Annotated in this window: 22 protein-coding genes and 2 riboswitches; of the genes, 7 read left to right on the forward strand and 15 right to left on the reverse strand. The window is 45.8% G+C overall.

Annotated elements, in window-relative coordinates:
- Nucleotides 1-71: 71 nt before the first annotated feature.
- Nucleotides 72-635 carry a hypothetical protein gene (locus AS29_RS12795; protein WP_035407416.1) on the forward strand — a complete coding sequence of 188 codons (564 nt, stop codon included), beginning with the start codon at nucleotides 72-74 and terminating at the stop codon, nucleotides 633-635.
- 100 nt (nucleotides 636-735) lie between these two features.
- The gene (locus AS29_RS12800) at nucleotides 736-1,581 is read left to right on the forward strand and encodes an STAS domain-containing protein (protein WP_035407419.1); all 846 of its coding nucleotides are present in this window, start codon (nucleotides 736-738) and stop codon (nucleotides 1,579-1,581) included.
- Between the two features lie 28 nt (nucleotides 1,582-1,609).
- Here AS29_RS12800 and AS29_RS12805 read toward each other — a convergent pair whose 3' ends face one another.
- Nucleotides 1,610-3,964 (reverse strand): sensor domain-containing protein, encoded by a 2,355-nt coding sequence (locus AS29_RS12805; protein ID WP_035407422.1) that lies wholly within the window; start codon nucleotides 3,962-3,964, stop codon nucleotides 1,610-1,612.
- 251 nt (nucleotides 3,965-4,215) lie between these two features.
- Here AS29_RS12805 and AS29_RS12810 point away from each other — a divergent pair, with 251 nt between their 5' ends.
- Complete coding sequence (locus AS29_RS12810) at nucleotides 4,216-4,422, forward strand: hypothetical protein (RefSeq protein WP_035407425.1); 207 nt, start codon at nucleotides 4,216-4,218, stop codon at nucleotides 4,420-4,422.
- Between the two features lie 2 nt (nucleotides 4,423-4,424).
- Nucleotides 4,425-4,622 (forward strand): YwbE family protein, encoded by a 198-nt coding sequence (locus AS29_RS12815; protein ID WP_066099064.1) that lies wholly within the window; start codon nucleotides 4,425-4,427, stop codon nucleotides 4,620-4,622.
- Nucleotides 4,623-4,670: 48 nt separating this feature from the next.
- Here the strand turns inward: AS29_RS12815 and AS29_RS12820 are convergent, their stop codons facing one another.
- Nucleotides 4,671-5,297, reverse strand: a complete 627-nt coding sequence (locus AS29_RS12820; protein ID WP_197491608.1) for an exonuclease domain-containing protein — start codon at nucleotides 5,295-5,297, stop codon at nucleotides 4,671-4,673.
- A gap of 128 nt (nucleotides 5,298-5,425) precedes the next feature.
- On the opposite strand from AS29_RS12820, the gene AS29_RS12825 reads away from it, so the two are divergent.
- A complete protein-coding gene (locus AS29_RS12825; RefSeq protein WP_035407432.1) occupies nucleotides 5,426-6,223 on the forward strand; it encodes an SDR family NAD(P)-dependent oxidoreductase in 798 nt (265 codons plus the stop codon).
- A gap of 5 nt (nucleotides 6,224-6,228) precedes the next feature.
- Here the strand turns inward: AS29_RS12825 and AS29_RS12830 are convergent, their stop codons facing one another.
- The 3 genes from AS29_RS12830 to AS29_RS12845 all read right to left on the reverse strand — a co-directional run bounded on the left by AS29_RS12830 (nucleotide 6,229) and on the right by AS29_RS12845 (nucleotide 11,185).
- Nucleotides 6,229-7,608 (reverse strand): tetratricopeptide repeat protein, encoded by a 1,380-nt coding sequence (locus AS29_RS12830; RefSeq protein WP_035407435.1) that lies wholly within the window; start codon nucleotides 7,606-7,608, stop codon nucleotides 6,229-6,231.
- A gap of 187 nt (nucleotides 7,609-7,795) precedes the next feature.
- Nucleotides 7,796-10,486, reverse strand: a complete 2,691-nt coding sequence (locus AS29_RS12840; protein WP_035407443.1) for a dynamin family protein — start codon at nucleotides 10,484-10,486, stop codon at nucleotides 7,796-7,798.
- Between the two features lie 468 nt (nucleotides 10,487-10,954).
- A complete protein-coding gene (locus AS29_RS12845; RefSeq protein WP_035407446.1) occupies nucleotides 10,955-11,185 on the reverse strand; it encodes an excisionase family DNA-binding protein in 231 nt (76 codons plus the stop codon).
- Between the two features lie 299 nt (nucleotides 11,186-11,484).
- Nucleotides 11,485-11,529: riboswitch (PreQ1 riboswitch) on the forward strand.
- Between the two features lie 6 nt (nucleotides 11,530-11,535).
- Between AS29_RS12845 and AS29_RS12850 the strand changes: the two genes are divergently transcribed.
- Complete coding sequence (locus AS29_RS12850) at nucleotides 11,536-12,021, forward strand: QueT transporter family protein (RefSeq protein ID WP_035407450.1); 486 nt, start codon at nucleotides 11,536-11,538, stop codon at nucleotides 12,019-12,021.
- Nucleotides 12,022-12,064: 43 nt separating this feature from the next.
- On the opposite strand, the gene AS29_RS12855 is transcribed toward AS29_RS12850, so the two are convergent.
- The 9 genes from AS29_RS12855 to AS29_RS12895 all read right to left on the reverse strand — a co-directional run bounded on the left by AS29_RS12855 (nucleotide 12,065) and on the right by AS29_RS12895 (nucleotide 20,731).
- Nucleotides 12,065-13,516 carry an NAD(P)H-binding protein gene (locus AS29_RS12855; RefSeq protein WP_051860666.1) on the reverse strand — a complete coding sequence of 484 codons (1,452 nt, stop codon included), beginning with the start codon at nucleotides 13,514-13,516 and terminating at the stop codon, nucleotides 12,065-12,067.
- Between the two features lie 82 nt (nucleotides 13,517-13,598).
- Nucleotides 13,599-14,336, reverse strand: a complete 738-nt coding sequence (locus tag AS29_RS12860) for a polyphosphate kinase 2 family protein (protein ID WP_035407453.1) — start codon at nucleotides 14,334-14,336, stop codon at nucleotides 13,599-13,601.
- A gap of 73 nt (nucleotides 14,337-14,409) precedes the next feature.
- Nucleotides 14,410-14,991, reverse strand: coding sequence for a LysE family translocator (locus tag AS29_RS12865; protein WP_035407456.1), 582 nt, complete (start codon nucleotides 14,989-14,991; stop codon nucleotides 14,410-14,412).
- Complete coding sequence (locus AS29_RS12870; RefSeq protein ID WP_035407461.1) at nucleotides 14,978-15,604, reverse strand: LysE family translocator; 627 nt, start codon at nucleotides 15,602-15,604, stop codon at nucleotides 14,978-14,980. The genes AS29_RS12865 and AS29_RS12870 overlap by 14 nt, the downstream gene beginning before the upstream one ends.
- Entirely contained in the window at nucleotides 15,605-16,063 is a 459-nt protein-coding gene (locus AS29_RS12875; RefSeq protein WP_197491609.1) for an Lrp/AsnC family transcriptional regulator, read from the reverse strand.
- Between the two features lie 114 nt (nucleotides 16,064-16,177).
- Nucleotides 16,178-17,161, reverse strand: coding sequence for an ABC transporter permease (locus tag AS29_RS12880; RefSeq protein WP_035407464.1), 984 nt, complete (start codon nucleotides 17,159-17,161; stop codon nucleotides 16,178-16,180).
- The gene (locus AS29_RS12885; RefSeq protein ID WP_035407466.1) at nucleotides 17,130-18,662 is read right to left on the reverse strand and encodes a sugar ABC transporter ATP-binding protein; all 1,533 of its coding nucleotides are present in this window, start codon (nucleotides 18,660-18,662) and stop codon (nucleotides 17,130-17,132) included. Before AS29_RS12885 ends, AS29_RS12880 begins: the two co-directional genes overlap by 32 nt.
- A 19-nt stretch (nucleotides 18,663-18,681) precedes the next feature.
- Nucleotides 18,682-19,755, reverse strand: a complete 1,074-nt coding sequence (locus AS29_RS12890; protein ID WP_035407469.1) for a sugar ABC transporter substrate-binding protein — start codon at nucleotides 19,753-19,755, stop codon at nucleotides 18,682-18,684.
- 124 nt (nucleotides 19,756-19,879) lie between these two features.
- Nucleotides 19,880-20,044, reverse strand: a riboswitch (SAM riboswitch).
- A gap of 261 nt (nucleotides 20,045-20,305) precedes the next feature.
- The gene (locus AS29_RS12895; RefSeq protein ID WP_035407472.1) at nucleotides 20,306-20,731 is read right to left on the reverse strand and encodes a carboxymuconolactone decarboxylase family protein; all 426 of its coding nucleotides are present in this window, start codon (nucleotides 20,729-20,731) and stop codon (nucleotides 20,306-20,308) included.
- Nucleotides 20,732-20,848: 117 nt separating this feature from the next.
- Between AS29_RS12895 and AS29_RS12900 the strand changes: the two genes are divergently transcribed.
- Nucleotides 20,849-21,286, forward strand: a complete 438-nt coding sequence (locus tag AS29_RS12900) for an Lrp/AsnC family transcriptional regulator (RefSeq protein ID WP_035407474.1) — start codon at nucleotides 20,849-20,851, stop codon at nucleotides 21,284-21,286.
- A 177-nt stretch (nucleotides 21,287-21,463) separates the two neighbouring features.
- Here the strand turns inward: AS29_RS12900 and AS29_RS12905 are convergent, their stop codons facing one another.
- Nucleotides 21,464-23,923, reverse strand: a complete 2,460-nt coding sequence (locus AS29_RS12905) for a YhgE/Pip family protein (RefSeq protein ID WP_035407477.1) — start codon at nucleotides 23,921-23,923, stop codon at nucleotides 21,464-21,466.
- Between the last annotated feature and the right edge of the window lie 101 nt (nucleotides 23,924-24,024).

Here is a 24,024-nt window from a genome sequence, read left to right on the forward strand (position 1 = left end):
TTAGACTCATGATAGAGAAACGATAAGATTGTGCCAAAAGACTCACTATATATAGCTTGAAAGGACGCATCATGAAACGAATTTTATCCGTACTTATACTCTTTTTATTCAATCTCGGCGGCTGCGGAATGACAGATCAGGAAGCTGTTAAGCCAGTAAATCCCACTATTTCTCTAAAACCGAAAGAACCTGTCCTGATTCAGGAGGATTCTTTGAAAAAAACGAGCGGGCATTCAATTAAAAAGGCGCGATCGATTAACCAAAGGCTTCCTAAAGAAGATGAGAAAGAAATCTTCACTGTTCTCAACGACCACTTTTATGCGTTGAAAATGAAGGATTTGGACCGGTATATGGCCACTCTGTCAAAAACAGCACAAGGGTTTGATTACGAGGCTGAGAGACTAAACACGATCGCAGTATTTGAACAATTCCCATATACTCTAACATTAAAAGAAGCGAGGGTGTATAAGACCGGGCAAGATTTGCGAAAAGCCGCTGTATATGCGCTGATTGGAGCTTCCCGTGCTGAATCCAATGAGACATGGACTTTTGAAACGGTTATTGTTTTTAAAAAGGATCCTGACGGCTGGAAAGCATCTGCCGCCATTGGTCTCCCAATCCTATTAAAAAGGTAAACACACCTTTAAATCTGTTATACTTTTAGTATTATGATTCTTTGCTTAAATTCGCAGGCGCCGATCAAGTAAAGCATGACTTACCTTCCAAGGAGATATTATGGAAACAAAAGCAAAAGCACTCTATCAGTTCATCGTTGAAAAGGCTCCACAATTTACGGAAGAATGGTTCACACACCAGTCGGTTAAAACCGGATCCGATTATTCTCTTGATGCTCCTCCGCAAATCACGGAGAAAATCAAAGAACATATCTCCAACTATGTGAGACTTGTCGCCAAATCTCTTGATCAGAGCAATGAAGAGATGAAAGAAACCATTGGAGCCTGGACTAAAAAGACAGCTGCCGACAGGGCCCAGTCACGGACATCGATTGCAGAGGTTACCCGTAATTTCGGCATATTCCGCCGGATTTTCTGGCAGTTTATTGAGCGATTCACTTCAGAAACGAACCTTCCTATTACAATCCAGGACCTGTTCTACTGGGAGAAGAAATTGAATACAGCCTTGGATTATGTGATTGAATCTTTTACGAAAGAATTCATGAAAATTATGATAATGCGCCTTGAAGCACAGTCATCCCTTATTAAGGAACTTAGCGCACCTGTCATTGAACTGACTGACGATATTGGGCTTCTCCCGATTATCGGTGACATTGACACGGCCAGGGCAAAGAATATTATGGAATCGTCGCTTCAGCAAAGCATCGATTCGGGGATTTCTATCCTGATTCTGGACTTATCAGGAGTTGTAACCGTCGACACGATGGTAGCAAAGGAAATTTTCCAGCTGGCTGAAGCTCTCAGACTCATTGGAGTAGAAACGGTCATATGCGGCATCAGGCCGGAGGTTGCTCAGACGGCTATCCAGCTTGGCATTGATTTCTCAGGAATGAAAATGGAAAGCTCTCTTCAAAAAGCTGTCAGGAAAATGGCAAAAAACATATAAAATAAAACCTTTCCCGAGCGGAAAGGTTTTATTTATGTCCAATTGGATTGGTTAATAATGCAGCCATATCAGACGGCGGAAGCGGCGGGCTGAAATAAAAGCCTTGTATAGATGGACAGTGAAGCGCTTCAAGGAATTCCAGCTGCTCTTTTGTCTCGACCCCTTCTGCGACGATTTCAAGATTTAGGTCTTTCGCGATTGCAATGATGCTCGAAAGAATCGCATTGCTTTGCTTGCTCGTGTTGATTTTGTTAATAAAGGACCGGTCGATCTTCAGCACATCGATTGGAAGCTCCTGCAGATAACTTAAGGAGCTGTACCCCGTTCCGAAATCGTCCAGGCTGATTTTGATGCCGAGTTTTTTCAGCTCATTCAGCTTGCTGATTGTTTCTTCCTTATTTTCAATCATGGCACTCTCCGTGATTTCAATCTCGGCACATTCAGGATCAAGACCTGTCAATTCCAGTATTTCTTTTACAGTGTCTACAATTCCGTCATCGTAAAAATGATAATGGGAAAAATTCACGGCTACACGCTGAAACGGATAACCGATTTGTTTCCATTGCTTCATTTGCAGAAAAGCCGTTCTCAGGACGAATTTTTCCAGGCCGCGGATTAGCCCCGTTTTTTCTGCTATTGGGATGAAGACAGCAGGCGATACGGGTCCCAATTCAGGGTGAATCCATCTGACAAGCGCTTCCGCACTATTATACTGACCGGTTTCAAGGCTGAATTTCGGCTGATAGTGAACAGTCAATTCTTCATTCAGGATGGCTTTTCTTAGCTCATTCTCCGTGTAGAGCTCCCGATGGTAATGTTCATTGAGTTCATTCGAGAACGTGAGATGCTTGCTGTTACTCCTGTTTTTAGCCACATTCAGGGCCATGCTCGCATATTTAAATACTTCCTCATGGCTGGCACTGTGCTCAGGGTAGACAGCAGCTCCTGCGGCAGCTGTGATATTCACAAAGGTCTCTTTATAGCAGACCGGCTTTTCCAGCGCGTAAAAATAGGAACTGTTTAATTCCCCCGGTTTTTTGCCAAAGAGAGCGAGCGAGAAAATGCCCGGATCTGTACTGCCAAGAATCGAACCCTCCGGCATACTGTATTTCAATTTCTCCGCCGCTGCCTTAATCACTTCCGCTGCAGCTCTCTCGCCATAAAGCTCCTCGATGCTCTGCAGATTCACAATAGAAATGGAAACGAGTGTATACGGAATCTTGGTTTGACTGACCAAATATTTGAAGCGCTTTTGGTTAGGAAGCCCTGTAAGATCATCATAAAAAGCGAGCTGCTGAATGGTTTCTTCCGCCTGTTTAATTTTCGTTATGTCTTTTAGGATGACATAAATCCCTGTCGCCCTCCCATGGGCTGTGATCGATATGATAGAGGCAATGACGGTGAGCGGATTCCCGTTCTTCATTTTAATTTCAACGTCTACGGAAAACGCCTCGCCAGCCACCGCTTTAGTCACATACAAACTGTTAATTTGTTCACTGTATCCAAGCAGCAAATAACTCTCGCCCTGCAGCTCTTTTTCTATATAACCAGTCAGTATTTCCGCTGCCCGGTTGCATCCGGTTATGATCCCCTTGGTATTGAGGGTAAATACTGCATCCAGGTTATTTTGATAAAGGGAAGCATACTCCTCCTTTTTTACATTGAGCTTGCGGTAGGAATAATAAGATGGAATAAATTCAAGTGCTGCCATTGAAATTAACCCGATTGTATAGGGCAGCAGAACAAATGGATGATGCTGATCACTGACTGAAAGAACGGATAGAATCACCATGTAAGGAAAAACGGAAAGCGCACTGCCGATGAGGATACTTCCTACCAGTCCCCAATACATGGCTGACCGGGTTGATTCCTCATCCAGGACAATAAATAAAAGCTGGGCCCCTGAAAATACGATTCCCACCATAATCGTTGCGCAAATGATGATTAACAGAAAGTTCATATCCATCTGGCCTTTATAGATAGGATAGAAGCCGGCATAATCAGCTGCCAAAAGAGCGCAAGTCAAATAAATACAAAACTTGGCGTAATGGCTGTGCCCTGTTTGCCCAGCCTTTCTGCTGCCGATAAATTGAAATAAAAAGAAAATCACGAGTATAAAAGCAGGCAAATACAACAAGTTCGTCACATCGGGACTAACCGAAAAGTGCAAAGAGGTGTAAAATAGAATCTGAGTTATCCAAAATAAACATCCGATTCCTGATGATACGCTGATTTTTTCCAGAATAGAGGCTTTTGGATGATTTTTCAGTTTGATGGAATAAGCCAAAATTCCAAGTACGCTTAGCATGCTAAGAATTGCACATACTCCGTAGATGAAGGGATCTACAAAGTTTTCTAGATGATCTACCCCATTTGGATCCACTATTCATCTTCCTTTACTTTCTTTTTCATGCGAAGTGCGCACTGCAATTCGTTTTATTACGTTATACTTCAAGCATCAAGAATAGTTAAGATGCCTATCGTTTACAGGTATATCAGGCGAATATGGGCAATATATCTGGCACCAGAGGTTATGGCCTGTATAGACGGGATATTAGTATTATCGGGTAGAATCAGTACTTTTTTAGTTTTCAAAGAAAATTGTTACAAGAATATTTTAAGGAGGGCCATTATATGAGCCAGAATGAGAACAGCAAGCAAACGGAAGAACAGCCGAAAGCGAAGATGAGCCTGCAGGAAGCAATGAAAAACAAGCTCGCTGCCAAGAAGCAAGAACAGGCTGGAGGACAAGCAGATAATGGACTTGTTAAATCCACAAAGAAAATGACGAATCAGCTGACGAAAAAACCAAACAATCAGCGCCGTCGGACGGGCGTCTAATGATGGACGGCCGCCAGAGAAACAGCATCAAGCCCGGAATCCGGGTGAACATCGTTCTGAAAGCCGACCAGCGTACCGGGAAGCTGACAGAGGGAACGGTGAAGGATATCCTGACCAACTCCCCGAATCATCCGCACGGCATCAAAGTCCGGCTTCAGGATGGACAAGTAGGGCGTGTACAGGAGATTTTAGGAGAATAGCCAATAGGAAAGGGCCGGCTGGTATAACCAGCCGGCCCTTTCCTATTCTTATCTTGTTCCAAACCGTCTGTATCCGGTTTTCTTCTCCCCGTATTTCCCCATTGGCCTGCGTGACAGCGCAGCTTTGAGGTAGGTTTCCTGATCTTCGTTTTTGCATTGAAGAAGCGCGTGCAGCTGCATGACATCATCGAGGGCACGGTGGGTTTGGGACGTACCGAGACCATGCTGCCGTACAAGGTAAAGAAGCTTGGAATTCAAAAAACCGTATTCCTTCCATGGAATATGCCGGACCGTGCAATGCCACCTCAGCTCGGCAGCTTCCGGATACATCGTGCAAATGAAGCTGCGATCGAAGGAGGCATTATGTGCCATGGCGAAATCCGCTTTTGCAAAAGCCTCCTGTACCCGTTCATCCTCGAAAGCCTGCCCCTGCACAGCCTCAAACGGAATGCCGTGAACGCGCTGTGCAAAAGGATAGTTGGCGAGAGCACCCGAAGACTGCGGCTCTCTCAAATAAGAGTGCTTCTCTTCAATTTCTAAAAATTCATCCGCTGCCTGATTATATCGGAACAGCAAAATTCCAATCTCGATCATTTCATCCTGTTTAGGTGACAATCCTGTGGTTTCAACATCCACAAGCATTCCTGTCACGATGTCTTTATTTCCTATCAACATGATCCCTCTCTCTTCTTTTTCGTTTCTATTTACCTTAAACGCTTGGATTAAAACACTCTAGCACTTGTGTGTTTCCCCCTCATTTGGAAAGGGAATGTGGGTATTATCGATAACAAGGAGGCCCAATGATGACCATTTTTTCAAAGGATGCATTAAAAGAGCAGCATATCCTCATTACCGGTGCAACCGGCGGGATCGGCTATGAAACAGCAAAGGCATGTGCTGCAGCCGGTGCTCACCTGACGATTACCGGAAGGAATGAAGATAAACTCTCTCTCTTAAAAGGAGAATGCGAGGAGCTGAGTCCTCTGTCAAACGTTTTCCTGTTCAGTGCCGATCTGGATGATGCCGATGACCGGCAGAGCCTCATTGATGCAGCCATTTCAGAGAACGGTCCGATCACAGGTCTTGTCAACGGAGCCGGTATTGCCGGCGGTGCTTCCCTTGATGAGCTGGATGAACAGGATTTGAGAAGAATTATGGAATTAAACTTTACCTCTACTGTTCTTATTACTCAGGCAGTATACAGAGAGATGCGGAAAACGAATGGTGGAGCTGTAGTGAATGTCTCTTCCTTATCAGGGCTGCGCGGAACAGCTCGAAACAGTGCTTACGCCGGTTCTAAATTTGCGCTGATTGGATTTACTCAGTCCTTTGCTGTAGAAGCAATTGAACATGGTATCCGCGTCAATGCTGTATGCCCTGGCTATGTGGATACGAAAATGGGACGGGACAGCATTGAACGGAAAGGTGAAATATCGGGACGCAGCTATGAAGAACAGCTGAAAGCAGCGAAAGCCGGTATCCCTTCCGGTCGAATCAGCACTCCTGAGGAAGTGGCACAAACTATTTTGTTTCTGCTCATCAATGCTGCCGGCAATATCGTCGGTGAATCGATAAAAATATCAGGCGGCAGCGTGATGTAGGCCTATTAGCTGTTGGAGGCCTTCTGCATCGTATGTAAAACGGACATGTAGGCCTTTGCTTCCTGGGACATACCCATCTCTTTATAGGTTTTCGAAAGCCACTGCACCGGTTCAGGGTTGGACGGATTCAATTCCATCTCCCAGCTGAAGCAATCAATTGCTTTCTGATATTGCTTCAGCTCCACATAAAGTCTTCCCAGCTCAAGCTGCTGTTCCGGGTCATCCTGGTAGGCAGCCATTTTTTTAAAGTTTTCCGTAAGGAGAGAAGGAATGGGAAGAAGCCAGCTTAATACCGCTGAAAATTCCCGATGCTTCAGCATATTCGGCACCATAATCCGAAGCAGCTGCCCGCAAGCCTTTTGGTCCTCCAGGCTGATAAAGAAGGTCTGGAACTTTTCTTCGTCAAGTCTCTTATAGTCCAGATCAGGATTTGATAACAGCGCCATCAGCTGTTCCGAATTGCAATCCTGAGAGCCGATAAGGACGGAAACTGCATCCTCAAGCCGGTTATCGCTTAACAGGGCATCCACTAAATCCTGCTGCGCCTTCCCATCCTTTACCTGATCTTTGCATGTATCCCATAAAATAATGGCGCGCTCCCTGTTTGAAAAATGAGCGGCAAGCAGCTTCGTAAACTGCTCATAGTATTCAGGTGAAGGTTCCTCTTCATTTTTAAAATACTTGATATAAAGAGCTGCTTGATCCATCCATCTGTTCTGCTCGGAAAGGAGCTTCTGCAGTCTTGTAAAGGAAGGTTCTGTTTTTTTCTTCTTCCGGCAAAGCACTTCAGCATGCAGCGGATCGATTGCCTTCATCTCTGTATACCCGCCTTCGTACAGCAGCCGGTATTTCAAGTAATCCATATGCTGGGACAATTCACTAGCCCACTGGTTTTTTGAATCTGCATCCAGAAGTGTCATAAGAACTTGGTGGGCCATCCTGAACTGGCCGCTTCTCCTATACTGGAAGAAAAACGACTTGCAGGCCTCGGTAATTTTATCTTTTGAAACAAACGAATCGAAATGGGAAAGAATATAGACGGTTTCCTGGGGAGTGAGCTGTTTGGAAAGGGACTTGAACAGCTGGGTTACCGTCCTTAACTGGAAAACCTGCGGGGGGGTAAACAGTGCATCAATGAGGGGATGGGGAGCATCAAGAACGATTCCGTTGCGGAACGCCCTGCTCAGCATAGAGCCTTTTTTGGGAGTGGTATGCTTGCCGGTCAAAAATTGATTTTGATAGAAGAACAAATAGCAGGTGCCTTTTTCCGGGTGGACTGTTTCAGCAATTCTCATCCGGTTATAAAAAGCCAGTCTTTTCACTTGAAGCTGCAAAGGCTTTTCTCCGCTTTGAGCAACCGTTACGTATTCAATGTGTCCGGTCAATTGAATCCCTCCAATATGTTCTTTTCTATTAGTTTACCACTTAAAAGAGAAATCGCATAAAGTGAAATTTCATCAGGCGGGTTTTTCCTATTCGCGCTGATCGTTTTAAGGCTCCAGGATGTCACGGATAACGGGGAAAAAACCGGGCAGACCGCCGCTGCCCGGTTTCTTTTTGCCAATGATCATCTTAGCGGCTGCCAAGAAGCATCCATTCGTATTGGCGAAGCCGCAATTCGAAGAGAGTGAGAGACTCCTTGAATGTCCCCTGATTATTTTTCATATCCAGCAATTTGCTTTGTTTTGCTGAGATCTCCGCGTGTGTTTCAATAACCGTCTGTTTCAGGACATCGTCCGGGTTATGGAAGAACAGCGACAAGTCGCGGTCAATCCCATTTTCAAATACGTCAAACGGAAGCAGGAATTTAGTAATGATGGATTCTGTCAGCTCCGTGTAATCCTCATTCTCAATGTATTGCGTATAGCGGTTGACCATCACGGTTTTATTTTGGGCAATGGCATTGATCAGCTTCCCTGCACTTTTCAAAATAAACTGGGAAGGCGTATGACGCAGAAGAATATTTACTTTTTCGAGCTGAACCCCGCTTGTCATCCGCTGCACGTCGCGACGCCAGTCATCTACGACTCTGAAATCGCAGGCAAGCTCCATCCGGTCTGTTTCAAACAGCTTGTTGAAGCCGGAGCTCATTTCATCAAGGAAGGCTTGGCTGTGCATCAGTTCTTCATGGGAAGATGCAATCCATTCATGCAGGGAATCACGGTACATCGGCAGGACCGTATCCTCCATGTAAAGCTGGATGCGCTGATTCATCTCTTCGTTCAGCTGCAAATGAATTTTTCCGAAATCACTGTCCTCACGCACAAGCTTCGAACAGCCGCGGATCATTTCCGGGATTTTCACCGTCATGTCCTGCCTGATTTCAGTCTTTACTGTATGGAAATAGCGGCGTATTTCTGCCGTTTTTTCTTTTTCTAAATCTTCGAGCTGATGAATGGCTCCATTCAGCTTAGAGACCATATCCTCATTCCAGGCAATGGATTTCTCAAGAGCACGCTCATGATCGAGACGCTTATCGAAAAGATCCGTAATCGTCGTCCGGATGATATAAAGCAGCTTAGCCACGCGGTTTTCCAATCTTGCCTGCTCGAAATTCACATTCAGGAATTCGTTGAACCTGGCAAGCTGCTGACTGCTCTTATAGTGCGAAGAATAGGCAAACACTTTTGAATCCGGGAAGACCGCTGCAATTCTTTCCTCTGTATCTTCCAATACCCTCAGCGCTTCTTCCTCCCCATAAATGGTGTCCATTTTATTCAAAAGGAAATGGATCGGCATGGAAGGAGCAAGATCACGGATCCTCAAGAGGAACTCAGCCTCCTGTTGAGTGAACGGAGCATTGGCAGAGAGAATGAACAGCAGGCTGTCCGCAAGATTCACATAATGATGCACTTCATTTCTTCCGCCCATCCGGCTGTTGAATCCAGGGGAATCAATCATCGCCAAGCCATGCTTTCTTAAAAACGCAGAAGGAAGGCTATACTCAATAAAGCGTTCGCTTCCCTGTGTACCGTCTGCCTTAAGGCCTGACGTCACTTCTCTGATTTCCGTCTCATGATGGTCTCTCACAATCACAACGGTTGAGCTTTCCTCACCAAGCACCGGCTCATCAAGAACTGAATTGATAAAGGAGGATTTCCCCGAGCTTGCTGAACCGGCGACTAACAGCTGGCGTGTGTTCAAATCGAGCAGCTCCTCGACCATCCAGTTTGCCTGCTGGCCGATCTCCACTTCATTTTCAAGACTCCATTTCTTGACTGCGTCAAACAGTTCCACGGTTTCTTCCAAGCCGGAAATATGATTCGTTTTCCAGCTTACAAGGTTTTCAGCCTGATAAACTTGATTGCCGGAGATGCTGTCCGGAAAAAGATCATTCCAGGCGAGAACTGCCGCTGATGACAGAATGGCATGATTGGATTCTGACATTATCAGCCAGTTAACGAGGAAGCCGGGCAGTACGCTTGAAAGCTCCTTCGTCGTGTAATGGCCGCTGATCAAATGAAGATACGTTTCCTCATGTTGCTTCGACAGCTTTCTCCAGGAATGCGTCTGCTCACCTTCAAGCGTTTGAAAGACTTGATTAAAATGAATCAGCCATGGCAAATAAGCAGGCTGTCCTGTGTACGAATTCCATAAAGAGAGAACGAGCTCCTCAAAATGCCCCGGGCTGACCTGATACAGGCTGACAAGAACATCATTAAAATAGGAAGGCTCGAACCGCTCTGTCAGTCCGCGGTCTATGTATGACTTAAGAACATCTGCCCATTCGAGGGACTGAGTGCGAATCGTTTCATTTGAAGCAAGCTCCACAGCATTTTCCCAATCCTTATGCTCTTCAAAAAAAGCACGGGCAATTAATGAGATATTCTGATAATCCGGATCGAGCGCCACCGCTTTTTTGATGGAATGAACCGCTGCATCCTGCTTTTCCTGCTGCAGGTACAAAGAGAACAGCTGCAAGGCTACCTCAACCTTTAATACGAGGCTATCCGTCTCGATGCTTTTATATAAATCCAAAGCAGAAGCATCCATACCAAGCTCCATATAAGCATCGGCCATGTTTTTTCTTGCCCACTGAGCGAGCCCGCTCGTGATATGCTCCCATTTAAAAATCGCTGCTTCATAATCCTTGTTGTGAAAGTACACCTCACCCTGGGCAAAGCGTATTTCCGACGCATCCCCATCCTCTTTTACATGCTCATCAAGCAGCATCGTCCCTAATACCTGGACCGGGTGCACTCCGGTATCCGGTGCCAGTTCTTCAAAATATGTTTTCTTGCTTAAACGCGTTTCTGCAATCATGATTTTCCTCCAAAAAAATAGAGTATGTAGGTTTTAATTTCCCTGTCTATGATTCATTTACACCTCATAGGTATCTATTCTCATATTCTATCACTGATTTTTTTCATGACATTGCAAAAGGATTTCATTTTCAATACAGATAAAACACCGGTGTAAAATTTACGGTTTGATTTTCCAACTAAAATGGGTTATTTATAAAAATCCCTTCTAAACTTGGCTGTTGATTTCCGCTGCAGGCGTTCGCTTTCCGCGGGGCGGGCGGTGAGCCTCCTATGCGCTGTGCGCATGCGGGGTCTCACCTGTCCCGCTGCTCCCGCTGGAGTCTCACGCCTTCCACTCCAATCAACAGGTGTTAATATATCAATTGTATGCATTAACAAAGCCAAAAGAAAAACCTTCCAAAGCATCAAATGAGAAACAAAATAAAAATGCCGGGAGATGAGGATCTCCCGGCATTTTTATATTAAATCAATCCTCATCCTTCACATCTGGATCTTCTGGAATTGGCTCGTTTCTCCACTCCTCCAACTGCTTCTTCGCCTTCTCAAGCTGGTCTAAGTGTCCGTTAAATTGCTCTTTATTAATCATATAAACCTGTCCGTCAAATACATAGCGGATTTTGTTCTGATGAACAAGTGCCTCAATATACGTCTCTGGCAGGGAAAGATATTCGGCTGTTTCTTTAATGGTTAAATACAAACGGAATTCCTCCTCTATGGGGTTTATTATAACGAATTGGGGGAGGATGGGTAAATAGGAGCCGCTGAGACTGGTTTTAACGGTGGGGTTGCCGATTGTAGGCGGATTCTTTATGACAGCGGAAAACTTAGTATCGATTACGGGCAAACCTTCTTCAGCACCCTATAATGATGTGAAAATGCGATTCCGTTTTGTTGAATAGCAACATTGTGCTGCTGAAAATGGGTTTTACGCTCCGCACTGTTAAATCAACACCTTTCTATTTACAAAAACTCTCAGGCGTACTATAATATCTACTTTCGGTCGTGGTTCGAAATCCTCCCACGAAAAAAAACTAAGGAGCAGGAAAAATGAATACTAGAACAGTAGTAGCCAATGGAATTTTAGCTGCGATTTATATTGCGGTTTCATTCATTATACAGCCGATCGCATTTGCGGCGTTTCAGTTCCGGGTGCCGGAAATGCTGAATCATCTCATCGTATTTAATAAGAAATATTTTTTCGGGATTGTGCTTGGAGTGTTTATATCCAATCTGCTTTTCTCTCCAATGAAAGCCTATGATCTCATCTTCGGGACAGGCCAATCGATTATCGCGCTGCTGATTACGATTCTGGCAGCAAAATTCATTAAAAACACATGGGCCTTGATGATTGTGAATACGCTTGTTTTTACCTTCACGATGTTCATCATTGCCTGGGAACTGCACTTAGCCTTCGATCTTCCGTTTTGGATCACTTGGGCAACCACTGCGGTTGGCGAGTTTGTCGTTATGGCCGCCGGGATGCCAATTGTTTACGCTTTGAACAAACGCCTGAAATTCAAAAATTTCGTCTAATACAAAAAAACTGCTCCCCAGATTGAACCGGGAAGCAGTTTTTTTAATTCATATGAACGACCTTTTTGACTGGACCTTCTTGTTTATGTTCCTCTGATTTTTCAATCAAGTGCTGCAAATGCCGTTTATAAAGGTACATCACAATGATATGCACCTTGGCCTGAGATATCCGGTAGAGAATCCATGGGAGAGACGGTCTGTATTCATGAATGGCAATGATGCATTCCTGTGTACCCGGTATTTGTCTGAACTCTATTCTCCCCCTGCTGCCATCCATTATTTTTGCAAAGGAACCGCCGGTTATATAATAAAGAGCCCGGTTCGAGGAGCTCCGTTCAGGGGCATAGCTTAGCTCCATAATCGGCTTTTTAAAGCCGATTAAACGGAACCGGCTTACCCTCTGCTGATTCGTCTCAACCTCCAATAGAGGACGGGCAAGCTTTGAAAGCCAGTTCATGTAATGATCCCCTGTCCAATCGGCATCTTTCCCCTCCGGTAGCAGGATGCGCTGAACGGAACGGACGTCCGATACGCCTGAAATTTTAGAAGAAGAGGATGCAGTCTTCTTTTTCTTCTGTTCCTTTTTCTCTTCCTCTAAGGCTTCTTTAGCTGCTTCTTTAAAAGGAGTCTGTCCGTAGCTAATTTCATCGTCCATGTTTTCCTTTTGAGCGACCATCGGATGCTTCAAGCTCTCGATTAAAGGATAGACGGTCGATCTAGGGGATTGAGTAATCAAACTGACCCACAGCCTTGATAAAGTGACGGTCATAAGAGGAATTTCAAAAACCTTTGGCTTTCTGCCCATTACCTCGGCTGTCTGAATCATCATTTCCTCGTACGTCATCACTTCAGGACCGCCGACATCAATGGACTTACCGGAAAGCTTTTTGTTTCCGATGCTTTTTTTCAGGGCAGTCAGGACATCTTTCAATGCAATCGGATGGGTTTTCGTTCTTGTCCACTTCGGCAGCAGCATCATCGGAAGCCGTTTAACAAGCTTCGTCAAAATCGGGAATGAAGAACCTTTCGGACCGACTATGAGACCTGCGCGGATCGTTGTAACCGGTGTGCCGTACGCACCCAGTACCTTTTCTACCTCGAGTCTGCTTTTCAAATGGCGCGACAGCTCCTCTGTATCCTGCGGAATAATTCCGCTCATATAGATGATCTGCTTTACGCCGTTCTTTTTCGCTGCTCTTGCAAAATTATCCGCCAAAATCAGATCCATGTCCTCGAACTTCGCCTGCGTCAGTTTCGCAGACGGCATCATTGAATGGACAAGGTATACAGCATAATCTGCTCCTTGCAGCCCTTTTTCTGCCGAATCGAGTGAATATAAATCACACGAACGCCATTCCACATGCTCACTGTTCTCACGGTCATCCCCGTTTCTAGATAGGGCAATGACATCCGAATATCCCGTTAATTTTTGCAGCAAATTGTTTCCGATATATCCGCTTGCGCCGGTCAGGGCAATTTTTTCGCGCTGTTCCATGATCACTCACTCCGCTCCGCGTAAAATCGTTCTTCTATTGTCTTTCCTTTAATAAGAAAGCATTAAACGGGACAGAGCGCATTCAAAGGTAATCCTTGAGAGAAATCCCTTTTTCCGCCGCTTTCATTTCCATTGCCTGTGTAACAAGCTGAAGGGTTTTAACCCGGGCAAATTTCTTATCCTCCCCTTCAATCACATGCCATGGAGCTTCATCTGTATTCGTCCGCTTTAGCATTTCTTCAACCGCCGGGACATACTCCTCCCATTTTTCACGGTTGCGCCAGTCTTCATCTGTGATTTTCCATTTCTTCAAAGGATTCTTCTCCCGCTCTTTAAAGCGCTTCAGCTGTTCGGCCTTGGAAATATGGAACCAAAATTTTTGCACGATAAAGTCTTCTTCTGTCATTAATTTTTCAAACTGATTAATTTGCTCAAACGCTCGTGTCCATTCTTCCCGGGAAGCGAAACTTTCCACCCTTTCCACCAGCACTCTTCCATACCATGAGCGGTCAAAAATCGTAATACCGCCTTTTTTCGGCATATGCGTCCAGAAACGCTGGAGATAATGCCGGTCCTTTTCCTCCGCCGTCGGGGCTGACACCGGGTGAACGTTATAGCCCCTTGGATCAAGTCCCTCCGCGATCCGTTTAATGGAGCCTCCCTTGCCTGCAGCATCCCAGCCCTCAAACACAAGAATGCATCCGATTTTATGTTCAACGAGTGCCCGCTGCAATCCAAGCAGTTTCAGCTGCAGCGACTTAAGCTCGCTTTTATACTCCTTATCACTAATCGTTTGAGACAAATCAATTGTATCCAGCATCTCTCAACCCTCCATAATAAGTTCATCGTTACCATCCTTTTCCCTCCACTGATGAAAAAAACGCAGCCGGCGGTTAAAATGCCAGGATTCCGAGCAGAACAATCAATGCTCCTGCAGCCTTATTGATGAATGAAAGGTGCGGTACAATTCTTTTCTTGAATGCACTCACTCCGATGGACAGAATCAGCCACCAGAAGGACGCTCCGAGAAACACCCCTCCTATTAAAGCAAAACTGGAATCAAGCCCCTTATCAAATCCGAGACCTGTAAACATGGCTGCAAAGTTCAAGATTGCAGCAGGATTGGTGATCATCAGCAAAAACGTAGAAGCGTACATCCTGAACAGCGTCTCTCCCTCTAATTGCGCTGCATTGCTGGCAGGTTTTTTTAAGAACGTTTTGATCCCCAGATAGATTAAAAATACAGAACCGAATACCTTTAGATAAAATTCATATTTCATAAGAAAGGAAGAAACCATTGAAAACCCAAACGCCGCGATTGCTGCGTAGATGATATTCGCTGTAACGGCCCCAAATCCCGTTAAAAAGCCCGCGCTTTTTCCCTTTGACAGTGTTCGCTGAATGCACAAGATTCCGATTGGCCCAACGGGTGCCGAAACGGAAAAACCAAGAATAAACGCTTTAAGAAAGAGCATAAAATACACCTGCCAAAAAGAAGATTCCAAACAAAATCATCACTCCGCCTGATACCCGGTTAATAGCCGTTAACGAGTTTTCCCCCATCCGCTTCTTAAACCATCCGGCGCTAAACGATAAGATCCCCCACCACAAAGCAGATCCAGAAAAAATACCAAATACAAGAGTGAGTGCTGATGCAGCCGCGCCGTCCGAGACGATCATACCGGACGCCCCTAAGATTGCGGCAAAGGATAAAATCGTCATTGGATTAGCCAATGTGAGAAGGAAGCTTGAAAAATAGCTCCCCGCAATCGTTTGGCCTGAAGCATGTGCAGCCTTTTGAGAAGGCTTGGAAAGGACGGTTTTCACCCCCAGGTAAAGCAGAAAAATAACACCAGATAATTGAATCCACAGCTTGTTTCCAATGAGCACATCAGAAATGGCCGTCAGACCGAAGCCTGCGATTAAACCGTACACGGCATCAGCTGATGCGGCACCTAATCCTGTTGCAAAACCGGAGGCTTTACCTTGGGACAGTGTCCTCTGAATACACAAAACTCCAATTGGCCCCACTGGTGCTGCAATCGAAAGACCCATCAGCATTCCTTTAATCGTTAGCAGAATATCCATTTATCTTCCTTTATGGATGGGCAGCCGGGTTGTTTCTTTTGCCGTATCCATGACAATCGTTGTTTTTGTTCGAATGATTCCTTCCAGTCCCTTGATTTCATGGCTGATCACCCTGTCCAGATCCTTCGTATTCCGGCAGCGGATTTTCAGCAGGTAGTCATCTTCACCTGCAATATGATGGCATTCCTGAATCTCTGCCAAGCTGTTCATTAATTGGAGGAAGGGACCTCTATGTTCCGGACGGGCTAAAGAAACGGCAACAAATGCTGTCAGCTCGCAGCCTGCTAAATCGGCATCAATTAAGGCCCCAAATTTCTTGATTATCCCCTGTTCCTGCAGACGGCTCACTCTCTCTGCTGCAGCTGGAGCAGACAATCCGATTTGGGCAGCAAGATCCGCCCATTTTATTCTGGAATTGTCCATAAGAATCTCTATTATTTTCATATCGAAAGAATCCAACTCACTTTACCTTCTTTTAATAAGTATTTATAAATTATACTTATTTTACTAAGGTTATTCAACATTTTCAACAATAAAAAAACAGCCAGCGCAAGGCCAGCCGTTTTTCTTCTATTATATTCTTTTTTTCACATGAAAATACGTTACCGCCAATGCCAATACCAAAACCGTCCCTTTTACGATTTCAAACGCATAATAGGGAAGATTCATCATCGTGAGACCGTTGAGCAGCACTCCGATCAGCGCTGCCCCAAAGAACGTCCCGAGAGCATTGGGCTTTCCGGCTCCGAGGACGGAGAACCCTACGAATACAGCGGCGACCGCTTCCATGAGCATGGAGGCACCGGCGTCGATTTGGCCTGATCCGACGCGGGCAGCAAATAAAATACCCGCCAACGAAGCGAATACGCCTGATACCGTATAGGCAGCGAACTTCACTTTATTCACGCTAATCCCCGAGAGCCTTGCTGCTTCTGCGTTTCCTCCGGTCATGTACAGGATCCGTCCCCAGCGGGAGTGGTTTAATATCCAATAGACGATAGCAGTAAAGAGAAGCATGATGACAACAGGGACCGGTACGCCGGCAATCTGTCCCTGTCCAATCCACAGGAACGATTTGTAAAACTCTCCGGGTGCAGTGCCTCCTGCTGTCAGCGGCATATGGCTGTAAATCGAGTATCCTTCCGTGTATGTCCGGTGAATTCCGGTAATGATGTACATGGCACCAAGTGTCGCCAGCAGATCCGGTATGCCGATTTTCACGATTAAAATAGAATTAAAGATTCCGACCAGTATTCCGACTCCGATTGGCAGCAGCAAAACGAGCCATAGCGGCAGCTCATACCAGACCATGAGAGAGGAGGAAATGACGGTTGCAAGCGACATCGTTGCTCCCACCGACAAATCGAACCCGTCTACAATCAGCGTGAACGTTACGCCAAGGGCGAGCAGCGTAACGATGGAGATTGAACGAAGAATATCCGATAGATTGCTATATGAAAAAAATGCGTGATTGACAAAGCTAAAATAAACTAAGATAACCGCCATCAATACGACGGCGCCGTATTTATACAAAAACCCGATGAGCTTTTCCTTCATGGATGTCTTCCTTTCCGCCGCTTGCGTAAAGCAGAATCTTGTCCTGTGTGGCTTCTTCTTTTGTCAGCTCTTTGACGATCCTGCCGTCATACATAATGAGAATTCGGTCAGCGATGCCCAGAATTTCGTTCATTTCGCATGAAAAATAGAGAACCGCTTTTCGTGCTTCAGTCAATCGGCGGATGAGCTGGAATAAATCTTTTTTCGCTCCGACATCGACCCCCTTGGCCGGTTCGTCAAACAGGTAAACCTTTGCGTCTCCATACATCCATTTGCCGATTGCAACCTTCTGCTGATTGCCTCCGCTTAAGTTTTCAGCAGGCGTCAAAGGCGAATCCGTTTTGATACCAAGCTCCGTGATCATCTGTTCAGCATGCAGTTTCTCTTTTTTCCGGTTCATTTTCAAAAACGAAGAGAAGGATTTCAAATGAGGAAACGACATGTTTTCCAGGATGGACTCATGAATGAAGAGCCCTTCCTTTCTCCGCTCCTCCGGGATTAGCGCGAATCCAGCTTTAATGGCTTCAGAAGGCTCCTTAAACCGATAAAGCTTTCCGTCTAAGAGAACCTTGCCTTTCTTCCAGTCGTTCAGCCCGAAAAGCGTTTTCGCAAGCTCTGTCTTTCCCGCTCCGACTAATCCGGCAAATGCTACGACTTCCCCTTCTGCAACAGAGAACGAAATGCCCTTCAGGCGCTCCTCATCCTCCAGTCCATCTACTTGAAGAAGGGTTCGGCCAATCTCCGTTCCCTCCTCCTGCATTTCCTGGGTGAGGGCCCGGCCCAGCATGGTCTCGACAATCTGCTCCTGCGTGACCTCTGCTGTTTCAAATGTTTGAATGGTGCTTCCGTCTCTCATTACCGTAATCCGATTGCAAAGCTCAAATACTTCCGGAAGACGGTGGGAGATAAAGATACAGCCGACTCCCTGCTTTACAAGCCTTTGAACAATGGAGAAAAAATGCTTCGTTTCCTCGATTGACAGAGGCGCCGTCGGTTCATCAAAAATAATGATTTTCGCCTTGCGGACAAGAGCCCTTGCAATGAGCACCATTTGCTTTTGGGCAAGCGTTAATTCAGAAGCCTTTTTGGCAACCGGAATGCGGTCCTCCTGGAGCAGCTTGAGCGCTTCCTTCGCCTGCTGATTCAATTTTTTTCCCGAAACCGTCCATTTTTTGGAGGAGGAGAAGGAGTCGAGCATGATGTTGTCGGCAACCGAAAGCTGAGAAACGAGCGCTGTATCCACTTCCTGATACACACAATCGATTCCGAGTTCTTTCGCTTCTTTTGGCGAGCGAATTTGAACGGGCTGCCCGTTCAAAAATATTTTGCCGCCATCCTGCTTATATGCCCCGGACAGGATTTTCATCAGCGTGCTTTTCCCCGCTCCATTCGCTCCAAGCAGCGCATGAACTTCCCCGCTTTTCACCTCTATATGGGCATTCTTCAGTGCTTCCACACTTCCGAATGTTTTGGAGATGTTCTCCATTCGCAGAAGGCTCATCTTCCTCCCTCCTTCTCTCTTATTTTCCTTCTTCAAGCTTTTTCAGCTCATCCGTATAGCCCTGTTCGCTTTTCCCCCAGCCTTTTACGTGCTGATCCAGGTCATTCGTTGTCACCTGCTCCTTCGGGAGGGCTTCCTTCGTCACAAATACCGGCTTCAATTTCACTTTTTCCTCCACGCTGTCCCCATTGATTTTCTGATAAGCATAGCGTACCTGGATGCGGCCGATGTCTTTCGGATCTACTGCTGCAGAAGCGACCCATGGGCTGTTTTCCTTTTGAATCATCTGAAGATCCTCATCACTCATATCAATCCCATAAACCTTGATATCGGTTCTTCCCGCCTGTTCAAGAGCTCGGACGGCACCTTTAGCAAATTCATCCCAGGCAGCCCAAACGGCTGTAATCTCGCCTTTGTTTGGATACTGCTTAAGGATCGCTTCCATCTGAGCCTGTGTATCAAGAGCCGTATTTTGGGTGGCGGCACCAAATGCGGCCACTTCCTTAATGCCTGTGTTTTCTTTCAAAAATTGCTGATACGCAACTTGGCGGCGTTCCATCGGGGCAAAGCCTGCCACCCAAATTTTCACGATATTTGCTTTTCCGCCCGAATCTTTAGCCAGCTGTTCAAGGGTCATTTGCGCCATATCCTGATCGCCCTGTTCGATTGAGGTTACTCCTTTTGCTTCTACACCTGCATCAAAGGCGACAACCGGAATCTTTTTGCTGATCGCCTTTTCCACTCCGGCAGTCAGTGCTTCCTTCGTTCCGTGGTCAATTAGAATCGCGTCAAATCCCTGATTAATTGCTGCATCCACGTTGGATGCCATTTTTGCCAAATCGCCGTCAGAGGTAAACACGACTGTTTGCCCGCCAAACTTGCTCGTCTGCTCTTTAACCCCTTCTATGTATTGAGCAGAGAATGTTCCAAGGTTCTGCTGCATAATAAGGGCGATTTTCTTTCCTGCGAGCGCATTGTCTTTACTTGCTTTTGCTTTTGTTCCTGCCTGTTCCCCAACTTTCGGCTGGCAGCCTGCAAGCATGGCAAGAATGAGAAGCGCAGCCAGAATGGTCTTTGCATATTTTTTTGTCATGATCTTACTCCCCCTAATTCAAATATTCCGGACGTTTTTCGAGGGCTTTTCTTACCGGAAAAATAGGAAAAGCCCCTTTCTCATAAAGAAAGAGGCTTGAAGAATTAAAGTCGTCTTCTAAAGCCTCTTATCTCTCAGAAAGGTAAAAAACCTTTCTGTTGGAATTAGCACCGTGCCTTCAGGGTCAAAACCCTGGCGCGTCTTGCTTTCGCGCCCCGTCTCGCGACGGAATTACGGTCGGTTGCTGGGCATCATAGGGCCAAATCCCTCCGCCTGCTCTGGATAAGAGTGCAATCTGAATAGTATGAAATTTTATTTCCTGAGCTGAATATTATCACCATTTTTTGAAGCCTGCAACATTTTTTTGAAAAAACTTTCCATTCAACCGAGAGTTAACGCCCCTTAATGATACACATTTTAGTGGATCAGACAGAGCGTATATTTTGTGCTAAATAGCCATATGGCAGAGGCGTGTTCCATGCTCTCAAGCCTCCAATATTTCTGCATCAAAGCTGCTTAACGATGCCCCCATACTTGATTTTAAAATAGTTCAAAGTCCTTTCTCTTCCGAAGGCTTCAGCGCCATCATGGCTCCAAAAAATTGGGAAGCCGTGCTAAAACAGATAAAAGCACAAAGCTCGCTTATCTCCTTCTCGGTGTAACCCTTTTTTACTACATCAAAAACGGCTTCCGGAATGGATCCTTTATGCTTTAGAAATACTTCTGCAAATCCTGCTGCTAAAGAGATTTTCTCATCAAATTCAGCCGGATCGGGCTTACCCTTTGCCTTGCAGTATTCACAGCCGTTTTCCTGTGCGAGCGTTCTTCTAATTTGTTCTTTTAACTCGGCTGATAAGGCGCCGTCCGCCTCAAGTGTTTCGCCAAGACTCGTCCACTGTCTCATAATCTCTGGATTGTGGCCAAGCAGTTTTTGAAAGGGCGTATCTCCAATTGGGGCAAAATTAATGGTTGTCATCATCATTCCTCCTCTCCATAATGATAGAGAAGCTTAAAGATGAATTACATGCTGTTTGTAAGTAAAAAGAATAATTAACAGATTAAAAGATACAAAAAAGGAGCAAATACTTTACGTATGAAAATTGATGACATAGACCGAAAACTATTAAATGAATTAAACAAGAACAGCCGGATTTCCATGAGAGAACTCGGCAGAAACATCGGGATGTCCTCTCCCGCTGTTTCTGAACGCATTAAGCAAATGGAATCATACGGCATGATCAGGGGCTATACATTGGATATTGATTATGGCAAAGCAGGATATCCGATCAGCTGCATCATAGAAGCAGTTATCAAAAACGGGGAATACAGTCGTTTCAGACGTCATATTGAAAGCCTTACGAATGTAGAGTTTTGCCACCGGATTGCAGGTAACGCCTGCTTTATGCTAAAAGTGCATTTTGAAACTCTCCAAAAAACGGAGGAGTTTATAGACGGTATTTCCAGCCTCGCTCAAACCGTCACACACATCGTTTTCTCCGAAGTGGAGACGGCATTCCGGTTTAAAGAATAGGCTGGCATTATGTTTTTAAACACCTGTTAGTGTGAGACTTTCTGCGAGGGCAGCGGGACACATGAGACTCCGGCTCACCATCCGCCCAAGGATAAGCGGATGCTTGCAGCGGAACAGCCAAGTTTAACAGATCTAAATAATAAAAGAACCAGTCCGAAAACTGGTTCTCTCTTTATCTTATGCCTGCAGCTCCGAACTTTGATCCGCTGCACGTCCAGGAAGGAAAATTGAAACGGCAGAAAGAATTCCAAATACAAGTGCAAAACCAATCAATACCCCTGTATTTCCCCAAAGGACATTTGTATCACCCAGTGAGATAACCGCTTTAAAACCGGCAATCGTATAAGTGAATGGAAGCCAGCCGCTGATTGCCTGAACTCCTTCAGGAAGCAGGATAACCGGCAGGCTTGCTCCAGTTGTGGTCATCTGTGCAACAACCAGAACAAAAGCAAGGAATCGGCCGATGTTTCCTGCAACAGCTGTCAGGGCAAAGATGATGATCATGAAAACAAGACTGACGAAAATCGTGAACAAAATAAACAAGAAAGCGTTTTCAACTTGAAGCTGCAGAATGACAAGTGTAAAAATTGAAAGGACAAGTGCCTGAATGACGGCAAAAATCGCCATTTGGCCAAGCTTGCTTGCATACCAGCCAATACCTGAAGCTTCTGCAGGCTTTTTGAAATCGGTTACAAAAGTAAGAAGCAAGATACCCGCGAATAAGGCCAATGACAATATATAAGGTGCAGTTGAATCACGGTAAAATTCATATCCGTTTACCTTTTCTGATGCGAGTTTTACAGGTGAGGCGAACATGGAAATATTGTCGTCCCCTGCCTGAATGCTTCCAGTTTTTTCGGCTCCGCTAGCGAGGCCGTCTGCAAGCTGGCCGCTTCCTTCCTTCAGCTTCAGAACGCCGGCGTCAACTTTTGTGACTCCGTCTGTCAGCTGGCTCCAGCCATTCTTGACCGTTTCATTTCCGCCGCTGACTTTAACCAGTCCCGTATGAAGATCTCCCGCTCCTGCGGTAAGGGTCTTCCATCCAGCATCAACTGCCGTGTTTCCACTGTATATTTTTTGTGTACCGCCATACAGCTTTGAGACTCCAGACTTCATCTCTTTCCAGCCTGAGTTAACCGATTGGTTTCCGTCGCTTACTTGTGAAGCCCCGGCATTCAATTTTGCAACAGATGAGGTAAGCTCTTTCCAGGAAGAAGAAAGTGCCTGGTTTCCATCTGCAATGGCTTTTGATCCGGCGGCAAGCTTTGCTGCCCCTCCGCTCACCTGGGCTTGTCCATCTTTCAGTTTTGTCACGCCTGCTGCCAGAGCATTTGCTCCGTCTGACGCTTGTTTGACGCCGCCTGCTACTTGTGCGGTGCCATCTTTCAGGAGTTTCGTATTTTTCGAGATGCTGTCTGTACCGCCTGCTACAATTTTACTCGTTTCAAGAAGTGTAAGAAATTCACGGTCTGTTTTCAGCTGAGGATTTTTAGCCAGGTACGCTTCCAATCCTTGTGCAAGACCCTTTGCACCGGCAGATACCTGGGCTGCTCCGGCGTCCAAATCACTCATGCCCTTCGCTGCTGCGCTGCTTCCCGGCGCAAGGAGTGCGAGTCCATCCTTCAGCTGACCGCTTCCTGCTTCCGTTTGCTTCAACCCTTCAAGCACTTGAGCTGCACCAGCATTCAAGCTTCCAGCACCTTTAGCCGCCTCACCTGCTCCGGCTGCGAGCTGATCGATTTTCCCTGAGCCCTGCTTTAATGATTGATACAGCAGCCCTGTTCCATCTTTCACCTGCCTGGAGCCGTCCGCGAGCTTTTCAATGTCTCCGGACTTCCCTGTTAAGGATTGGAGCAGCGTTCCTGTTCCGTCGTTTACCTGTTTCGTACCCGCTGCAAGCTCAGATATGCTCCCCTGTTTTACACTGAGGGAGTCGAGCATCTCCTTCGAGCCCGCTTCCAGCTTTTTCGATCCATCAGCCAGTGCTGCTATATCCGCAGACTTGACTGTTAGAGAATCCAGAATCTGGCCTGTCCCTTTTTTAAGCTCTTCAGATCCTGTAAGAATTTGATTGGAACCATCTGAGCCAGCTGTGAAGCCCTCTGAAACCTCCCCAAGCTGTGCGAATAGCTTTGACGTATAGTTTTTAGTAATGGTATCGCCCAGCTGTTCTCTAATTTTTTCGGCAGCGCCCTTAGTAATTTGAGCAGCTGTAAAGCTGAGCCCTTCATTTTGAATGTAGCGCAGCTCAGGCACCTCCGGATTGTCCCCCAATACAGTCGTCACTTTTTCCGAAAAATTTTCCGGAATTTCGATGACCATGTAGTAGGATTGATCTTGCAGTCCCTTAGCCGCCTCATCAGAGCTGACAAAATCCCAGCCAAGACTGCTGCTTTTCTTCAGTTCCGCCACTAAGTCATCTCCTGCATGAATCTGCTGCTCCCCGGAAGCCGCTCCTTTATCCTTGTTCACAACAGCTACTGGCAGGTTATCCAAGTGATCATATGGACCTGACCTTGAAGAAAGCAGGACCGCTGCATACACAAGCGGTACGAGCAGAACAGCAATCAGGGCAACCAGCATCCCTTTCCTGTTTCCGTTTTGAAGCCTTTCTTTCATCCCCTCAAATCTTCCCATGCACATCCCCCGTTATCCATCTAAATATCTATATGCAAAAGTGAATAAGGACTCATTCACTGCTACTCTTTAATATACTGAATATTTAATGTTTTTCCTGC

This window comes from Bacillus sp. SJS (genome assembly GCF_000732485.2).
Taxonomy (GTDB): Bacteria; Bacillota; Bacilli; order Bacillales; family Bacillaceae; genus Metabacillus_B; species Metabacillus_B sediminis.

Coding starts and splice junctions, on each gene's coding strand:
- AS29_RS12795 (WP_035407416.1), top strand. CDS start 72: ATGAAACGAATTTTATCCGTACTTATACTCTTTTTATTCAATCTCGGC.
- AS29_RS12800 (WP_035407419.1), top strand. CDS start 736: ATGGAAACAAAAGCAAAAGCACTCTATCAGTTCATCGTTGAAAAGGCT.
- AS29_RS12810 (WP_035407425.1), top strand. CDS start 4,216: ATGAGCCAGAATGAGAACAGCAAGCAAACGGAAGAACAGCCGAAAGCG.
- AS29_RS12815 (WP_066099064.1), top strand. CDS start 4,425: ATGGACGGCCGCCAGAGAAACAGCATCAAGCCCGGAATCCGGGTGAAC.
- AS29_RS12820 (WP_197491608.1), bottom strand. CDS start 5,297: ATGTTGATAGGAAATAAAGACATCGTGACAGGAATGCTTGTGGATGTT.
- AS29_RS12825 (WP_035407432.1), top strand. CDS start 5,426: ATGACCATTTTTTCAAAGGATGCATTAAAAGAGCAGCATATCCTCATT.
- AS29_RS12840 (WP_035407443.1), bottom strand. CDS start 10,486: ATGATTGCAGAAACGCGTTTAAGCAAGAAAACATATTTTGAAGAACTG.
- AS29_RS12850 (WP_035407450.1), top strand. CDS start 11,536: ATGAATACTAGAACAGTAGTAGCCAATGGAATTTTAGCTGCGATTTAT.
- AS29_RS12855 (WP_051860666.1), bottom strand. CDS start 13,516: ATGGAACAGCGCGAAAAAATTGCCCTGACCGGCGCAAGCGGATATATC.
- AS29_RS12860 (WP_035407453.1), bottom strand. CDS start 14,336: ATGCTGGATACAATTGATTTGTCTCAAACGATTAGTGATAAGGAGTAT.
- AS29_RS12865 (WP_035407456.1), bottom strand. CDS start 14,991: ATGCTCTTTCTTAAAGCGTTTATTCTTGGTTTTTCCGTTTCGGCACCC.
- AS29_RS12870 (WP_035407461.1), bottom strand. CDS start 15,604: ATGGATATTCTGCTAACGATTAAAGGAATGCTGATGGGTCTTTCGATT.
- AS29_RS12880 (WP_035407464.1), bottom strand. CDS start 17,161: ATGAAGGAAAAGCTCATCGGGTTTTTGTATAAATACGGCGCCGTCGTA.
- AS29_RS12885 (WP_035407466.1), bottom strand. CDS start 18,662: ATGAGCCTTCTGCGAATGGAGAACATCTCCAAAACATTCGGAAGTGTG.
- AS29_RS12890 (WP_035407469.1), bottom strand. CDS start 19,755: ATGACAAAAAAATATGCAAAGACCATTCTGGCTGCGCTTCTCATTCTT.
- AS29_RS12895 (WP_035407472.1), bottom strand. CDS start 20,731: ATGACAACCATTAATTTTGCCCCAATTGGAGATACGCCCTTTCAAAAA.
- AS29_RS12900 (WP_035407474.1), top strand. CDS start 20,849: ATGAAAATTGATGACATAGACCGAAAACTATTAAATGAATTAAACAAG.
- AS29_RS12905 (WP_035407477.1), bottom strand. CDS start 23,923: ATGGGAAGATTTGAGGGGATGAAAGAAAGGCTTCAAAACGGAAACAGG.